General features: G+C 70.7%; 3 protein-coding genes. All 3 read left to right on the forward strand.

The features are described from left to right. Positions 1 to 64 precede the first annotated feature (64 nt). The 3 genes from CS062_RS18325 to sctV all read left to right on the forward strand — a co-directional run bounded on the left by CS062_RS18325 (position 65) and on the right by sctV (position 7,349). Complete coding sequence (locus tag CS062_RS18325; RefSeq protein ID WP_099863015.1) at positions 65 to 3,865, forward strand: hypothetical protein; 3,801 nt, start codon at positions 65 to 67, stop codon at positions 3,863 to 3,865. 281 nt (positions 3,866 to 4,146) lie between these two features. Further along, positions 4,147 to 5,271, forward strand: coding sequence for a type III secretion system export apparatus subunit SctU (sctU, locus tag CS062_RS18330; RefSeq protein WP_099863016.1), 1,125 nt, complete (start codon positions 4,147 to 4,149; stop codon positions 5,269 to 5,271). A gap of 23 nt (positions 5,272 to 5,294) precedes the next feature. Further along, on the forward strand, positions 5,295 to 7,349 hold the full coding sequence (gene sctV, locus CS062_RS18335) for a type III secretion system export apparatus subunit SctV (protein ID WP_099863017.1): 2,055 nt from the start codon (positions 5,295 to 5,297) through the stop codon (positions 7,347 to 7,349). The last annotated feature ends 67 nt before the right edge of the window (positions 7,350 to 7,416 follow it).

Here is a 7,416-nt window from a genome sequence, read left to right on the forward strand (position 1 = left end):
CACGCCGGTGCCCGTCTGCACCGAATCTGGTGATTTCCAACGACACATCACCAGAGACCTCCCCATGCCGGATATCCCCAGCGCCAGCAGCCCCGCGCCGCTCCTGTCGGCCAACACCACCCCCAGCATTCCCCGCGAGACCGCTCAGTCGACCGCCACGCAGCCGTCCTCCGAGGCCTCGAGCTCCCATTTCCTCGGCCTGCGCCGCCGCCCGAAGCGCCAGGGCGACATCGAATCCGGCGCTCCGCCCGCCGACGACCGGGCGGTGGGCTTCTCCTCCGCGGTGGCGCCCAAGCTGCAGCAGGCGCTCGTCAGCGCCTACGGCTCCAACAAGCAGCATCCGATCACCACCACCGGGACGGTCCTGGGTTATCAAGCGTGGAACCAGCTCTCCGCGGGCGGCCCGCCCGGCGAGATGCCCAAGGCGCCCAAGCTGCCGCCGCTGGAGACGGACCGCTTCAGGTTCTCGGTCCCCGCGTCGAAACCGGAGCAGTTGAAGCTGGCCGCGCAGTTGCTGGACACGCCCGCGCTCGACAAGTGGATGCCGGCACCTCAGTCGGCACCGGGTGCGCCCGGATCAGCCTCGCCGCTGCCGTCGATCCTGGGCGCATCCGCGCAGGCGGTGGCGACCGCCTCCACCGTCGCACTGCAGTCGGTGGGGATCATGGCCCGCCCCACGGCGAGGCTGACCGACATGGCATCGCCCGAGGCCCGTGCGGCGGCGGCCAGCCGTCCGCCGATGCTCGACGCCCGGATCGGCGAACAGAAGGCCTTCATCGAACTGGCCGGGGCGCAGTACGCCGCCCGTGGCATCGAGATCGAAGTCGACAAGGCCGTGCAGTGCCTGCAGGCCGCCGCGGGGGACCAGGGAGCGCAGGTCGAGGCCTTCGCCAAGGGCGTGAAGCCCTTGCTGACCGCGCTGCGCCGTCTGCCCGCCGACGCGCCGCCAGAGCGGCGCGAGGAACTGGAGGGCGCGCTGCGCCGGCAAGGCGCGGCAATCATCGATCTTCCACCCGAGGTGCAGACACCGCTGCATCAGGCGATGGCCAAGTTGGATGCTGCCGTCATGGCCGAGGCCCAGGCCACGCAGCGCCATGCGGCCGCACAGGAACGCCTGGCGGACCTGCAGTACCAGCGCATGAGCACCCTGATCGACCAGGCACGCGCCGTTCACGCGCCGCTGGGCGACGCGCTGCGCACGGTGGCGGACCGGCTGGGCGCCCGGCCGGCCAAGGGCGATCAACTGCCGCGCGACACGGTGCTGGAGAACGTCTTCAACGCCGGCATCCTGGCCTTCGCCCCACGCGCCGCGACCGGCCCGCTGAGCCTGGGAGAGGAACAGGCGACACAGCTCAAGCACGCGCTTCAGACGCTGGGCGCGCTGGATGCAGGCGGGCTGGCCACGATCACCGCCGCCCCCACCGAGCGCTCGCCCGCGCAGTCCGCGGCCGTGGCGCTCGCACGGGAAGTCGCGGTGTTGCCCCGCGGCGTCGAGATGCTGTCCGCGCTGCTCGCGCCGCCACAGGCGGGCGCGCCGGCGCTCGATCTGGAGACCTCGGATCGCCGCGTCGCGGCACTGCGCGTGCTGTTCACCGCCGACGCCGCGCTGCAGGCCTCCGGCGGCGAGCTGCCGCAACTGGCCCGCAGCGCCGCCGCGCAGGCGCTGCAGACCTCGGACTTCAAGCTGGACGGTCTGGCGCCCGAGCTGCGTCACGCGTTCAACGCGGTGCGCAACGAGTTCTTCGAGAAAGGCCCGGGCACCCCGCTGCAGCAGGCCGACGACTACCTCAAGGGACTGACCACGGACATGCTGTCGAGCGTGTCGCGCGAGCACTCGGTGATGGGCGTGATCGCGCGCGCGCTGCCGGTGGGCGGCGCGACGGCACTGAACCCTTCGGCCATCGCCTCAGCCACGCGCACGCTGGCGCAGGCGGGGCTGATCACCAGCACGCCAGCGGCGGTCGACGCGATGCGCGACGGCATCGAGACGCTGCGCGGCGGCGACGACGCGCTCCCGGCCGAACGTGCGCTCAAGACGCTGGCGCGCGCGCTGGATGTCGCGGTGCCGAAGGAGACGCCGGAGCACCTGCTCAGCGCGACGGTGGCCGCGGTCCAGGTGCCCGTGCGCTTCGGGCTGGATGACCGGACGCTGCAGGCGCATCCGAAGCTGGCCGGTCTCTGGGAACGCTACGCCGAAGGCCAGATCAAGCCGGCCGAGGCCGTCCATCAGCTCGCGCGCGTGGCGGCGGCCGATCTCACCGCGGCCGGCGAGCCGGACGCGGCCAAGACCGTCGGCGCGTTCCGCAAGACGCTCGACGGCGCGGTCGGCTCCGCGATCTGGAACCGCGGACAGATCGACAACAAGGAGCAGTTGCTCGACGGCCTGATCTCGATCGCCCGGTTGATGTCGGTGCGGGACAGGTTCAAGTTCAGCGGCGGCAACAGCTATGGCTTCGACACCTCGCGAGTGCAGATGGGCATGAAGCCGGGCGACTTCCCCGACCCGCTGTCGCTGACCATGCGCGTGGCGGCGGCCGGCAAGTACCAGCACGACCTGGTGATGGAGATCGGCATGACCACCGCCGCCTACTACCTCACGGCCGGCACGCAGAGCACGGTCGGCGCCAAGATGGGCTTCGGCGCCGGCGTGTCGGCGAAGGTCGACGTCGGCGCCGCATCGTTCGGAGCGCGCCTGGCTGACCTCACCGCCGCCGCCAGCTACGAGAACCAATGGCAGAACGGCCTGCAGGTGCGCGTGCCCCAGGACGTGCCGACCCAGCCCAGGAACCAGCTCGAGTTCGAGGACATGCTGCGTCATGCGGTCATGTGGGAGGAGATGGGCCATGCCGGCCCGGTGGACGCGATCCTCAAGAACGTCGACGTGGCCTCGCTCAACCTGCTGGGCAAGTACAACCGCGAGGCCGTCCGCGGCGAGCTGTCCGGCACGGCGCTCAGTCCGCAGATCACGATCTCGCGGCCGCTGGACGGCACGCCGGCGGCGGCGCCGTCCGCCTCGGAGACGGCGCCGGCGCCCGCGCCTGCTGCGGCTGGGAAGAAGATGGCGCAGGTCGTGCAGGGCCGCGTGGCGCTGGCGCAGGGCCGCACCGTCGGCGAGCTACGGCACGCCATGGCGGACGAGGCGTCGGGCTACTACCGCTATCCGGAGGAACGGTCCGGTGCCCGGACCCTGCAGCAGAGCGGCGCGGCGGCCAGCCTGAGCGTGAACCTGAAGCGCTTCGAGGACGGCAAGACGATCAACGCGGCCGACGTCGCCGGGGCCAGCCGGATGGGCGACCACCTCGGCGGCACCGAAGTGACCAAGCGCCTGGTCACCGTGGACGGCGTGACGGCACCGATGCGCACGCGCCGCATCACCGAGTTCGTCGACCTGCCGCGCTTCGAGCAGGCGATCGAGTCCGACCGCGCGCGGTGGATCAACCACGGCAACACCTACACGAAGTTCCCGGACGGGTTCAAGCAGCCGGCGGAAGACTTCCGGCTGCGGCAGCAGTCGTCGGAGTCGGACTTGCGGCAGATCTTCCAGGACGCGGGCAAGCTGGACAACCAGTTCAAGCAATACCTGGCCGTGGATTGCATGCAGGTGCCGGCCGCGGCCATCGTCGATGGCTACGACGCCAGCGCCGTGCTGGCGCGCAAGCTCGGCAGGCCCGAAGAGGCCGCGGCGATCCACGCCGAGCGCGAGGCCTTCCTGGCCGAGGACTCGAGCTGGCAGCCACGCCGGATGGCGATCAACAACGTGTTCAATACCGCCAACCAGCCCGGCGTGACGCTGCTCGGCCTGGAGGTGCGCGTCGCCGACAACTCGGAAGGCGCGCACAACGACGTGCTGTTCCCGCGCGGCTGACGGCGTCGTACGGCCTCGGCGGCTGGCCGTTACCCCGCCCTCTCCCGCAAGCGGCAGAGGAAGCAATACCTGGTAGCGGTCGCCTCTTGCACCCTCTCCCGCGAAATGGGAGAGGGCGGGGTGAGCGCCAGCAGCGTGAGCAGCACCGCCGTCTTCCTGGTCCGGCAGCTTCGCGCCGGATCGCATCGCTTCGCCTCGCGGCCCGGCCGCGATGGCTTCGACGCCTAGATTGACCCCTGTCGCAGCGCCCGCGCTGCTCCTGCCCGCGAGGCCCGTCCACCATGTCCGGCGAAAAGACCGAAGAGCCGACAAAGAAGAAGCTCGACGACGCCCGCAAGAAGGGCCAGAGCCCCAAGAGCCAGGACGTCAACGCGGCGCTGGGCCTGGTGGGCCTGCTCATCGTGCTGGTCGTGATGGCGGAGTCGACGCTGGACCAGCTCTCCGGCCTCATCGTCCGCGCCCTGCGCGAAGGCGTGGTCGCCAGGAGCAACGAGGAGCTGCTCGCGCTCACCGTCGACATCGCCCGCTCCGGCTTCCTCGCCATCCTGCCCTTCGTCGCCGTGTCCGTGGCGCTGGGCGTGATCGCATCCTTCGCCCAGGTCGGCTTCAACCTCTCGTTCGAGCCGCTCAACCTGCAGTTCGACAAGCTCAATCCGGCCGAGGGCATCAAGAAGCTGTTCTCGGTCCGCTCGATCATCGACTTCCTGAAGATGGTGGCCAAGGCCATCGCGCTCGGCGCGGTGCTCTGGGTGATGATCCGCGGCCTGGTGCCGCTGCTGGTCGGCGCCGCCTACTTCGATCCGGTGGGCGTCGGCGTGCTCGGCTGGAAGGCCCTGATCAAGCTGATCTCCGCCGGCTGCCTCGTCTTCATCATCGTCGGACCGGTCGACTTCGGCCTGCAGCTGTGGCTGTTCAAGCGCGACCAGAAGATGTCCAAGGACGAGATCAAGCGCGAGCACAAGGAGAGCGAGGGCGACCCGCAACTCAAGGGCCAGCGCAAGCAGCTCGCCCATGAGATGGCCACCTCGCCGCCGGAGCAGCGCGTGCCCGGGTCCACCGTCGTCGTCACCAACCCGACGCACTACGCGGTGGCGCTGCGCTACGAGCCCGGCGAGACGCCGCTGCCGGTCATCGTCGCCAAGGGCATGGACGCGGAGGCGCTGCGCATCCGCGCGATCGCCGAGAAGTCCGGCGTGCCCATCGTCGGCAACCCGCCGCTGGCGCGCGCGCTGCACAAGCTGCCCGTCGACGACGCCATCCCGGAGGAGCTCTTCGAGGCCGTCGCCGCAGTGCTGCGCTGGGTCGCCTACCTGCACACGCTGACCTCGCCGGCACCGCTGCCCGCACCCGCCGCGCCCTCCTCTTCGTCCACCGAGCCGCCGCGCCCCGCCGCGCCGCCTCCCTGACCCACCCGGAAGGACCCGCCGCCATGGCCGCCCTGCGCCTGAGCCCCACCATGGGCAACGACCTCACGATGGCCGGACTCATCGTCGCCATCGTGGCGCTGATGATCCTGCCGCTGCCGACGATGCTGATCGACACGCTGCTGGCGATCAACATCGCCGTCAGCGTGCTGCTGCTGATGACGACGCTGTTCATCCCCAACGCGGTGTCGCTCTCCTCGTTCCCGTCGCTGCTGCTGTTCACGACGCTGTTCCGGCTGTCCCTCAACATCGCCTCGACCAAGGCGATCCTGCTGCACGCCGACGCGGGGCACGTCATCGAGAGCTTCGGCAACCTGGTCGTCGGCGGCAACCTGGTGGTGGGCATCGTCGTCTTCATCATCATCACGGTGGTGCAGTTCATCGTGATCTCCAAGGGCTCGGAGCGGGTGGCCGAGGTCGGCGCGCGCTTCACCCTCGACGCGATGCCCGGCAAGCAGATGAGCATCGACGCCGACCTGCGCGCCGGCATCCTCACCGCCGAGGAAGCCAAGCGCAAACGCGCCATGCTGGCGATGGAAAGCCAGATGCACGGCGGCATGGACGGCGCGATGAAGTTCGTCAAGGGCGACGCCATCGCCGGCCTGATCATCACGATGGTGAACATCCTGGCCGGCATCGTGGTGGGCGTGCTGTACCACGGCATGACCGCGGGCGAGGCCTCGACCCGCTTCGCGGTGCTGTCCATCGGCGACGCGATGGTGTCGCAGGTGCCTTCGCTGTTCATCTGCGTGTCCGCCGGCGTGCTGATCACCCGGGTCGCCGACGAGCAGGAGAAGAAGCCGCGCTCGCTCGGCCAGGAGATCGGCGCCCAGCTGTCGCGCAATCCGCGCGCGATCTACCTGGCCGGCGGCCTGACCATGGCCTTCGCGCTGGTGCCCGGCTTCCCGGCGCTGCAGTTCCTCGGCCTGGCGGTGGGCCTGGTGGCCATCGCCCACTGGCTGGGCCGGCGCCAGCGCAAGGAGGAAGCGACCGTCCTGTCCAAGCCGATCAGCGCGCTGCAGCGCGAAGGCGGCAAGGGCGACGCGCCCGCGATCCTGCAGCAGCCGCCCCACTTCGCCAAGCCGCTGGCGATCCGGATGTCGCGCCCGCTGGGCGAGCTGCTCGAGGCCGACCGCCTGGACGAGGCCCTGGAGGCCGAGCGCCACAAGCTGCAGGCCCACCTGGGCCTGCCCTTCCCCGGTGCCGCGATGTGGGTCTCGACGGACCTGCCGGAGCACCGCTTCGACGTGCTGCTCAACGACGTGCCCGCCAGCCAGCACACGGTACCCGGCCGGCTGCTGCTGCTGACCGACCCGGCCAGCGCGCTCGCCGGCGCGGCCCAGCGCCACGGCCCGATCCTGCATCACGCCGAGTCGCTGTGGCTGGTGCCCGCCGCGGTGCCCGAGGCGCAGCGCGGCGACTGCATGGACCTGGAGTCGGTGATCGCCGCGCAGGTCTTCGGCGTGCTGCGCCGCCACGCCCACCTGTTCATGGGCGTGCAGGAGGTGCAGTGGGTCATCGACCGCGTCTCGCCCGAGTACCCGGGCCTGGTGGCCGAGGTGCAGAAGGTGCTGCCGCTGCAGCGCATCGCGGAGGTGCTGCGCCGGCTGCTCGAGGAGCAGGTCCCGATCCGCAACGTGCGATCGATCTTCGAAAGCCTGATCGCCTGGGGACCGAAGGAGAAGGACATGCTGCTGCTGACCGAGTACGTGCGCGGCGACCTCGGCCGCTACCTGGCCTTCGAGGCGACCGCGGGCCGCGGCCACCTATCGGCGGTGCTGCTGGATCCCGCCATCGAGCAGGCGATCCGGCAATGCATCAAGCCTACCCCGGCCGGCAACTACCTGGCGATGCCGCCCGAGAACGCGATGGCATTGACCGACCGCATCGCCGAGCTGGCCGGCACGCCGGCGCAGGGCGTGGCGCTGGTCACCTCGATGGACATCCGCCGCTATGTGCGCAAGATGATCGAGGGCCGGCTGGAGTGGCTGCGCGTCTACTCCTTCCAGGAACTCGGCAGCCTGGTGGAGCTGCGGCCGATCGGCCGCGTGAGCGGCTGAGCGCGCGGACCGCCCGGGCCCATGTCGCGCACCGAGCCCCGCCGCCCGTTGCGGCTGCTGCAACCCG

It is taken from the genome of Roseateles chitinivorans (assembly GCF_002761755.1).
Classification (GTDB): Bacteria; Pseudomonadota; Gammaproteobacteria; order Burkholderiales; family Burkholderiaceae_C; genus Roseateles; species Roseateles chitinivorans.

What these genes read in the sequence shown, in the direction of transcription:
- sctV (WP_099863017.1), top strand. Translation starts at nt 5,295, where the DNA reads ATGGCCGCCCTGCGCCTGAGCCCCACCATGGGCAACGACCTCACGATG.
- CS062_RS18325 (WP_099863015.1), top strand. Translation starts at nt 65, where the DNA reads ATGCCGGATATCCCCAGCGCCAGCAGCCCCGCGCCGCTCCTGTCGGCC.
- sctU (WP_099863016.1), top strand. Translation starts at nt 4,147, where the DNA reads ATGTCCGGCGAAAAGACCGAAGAGCCGACAAAGAAGAAGCTCGACGAC.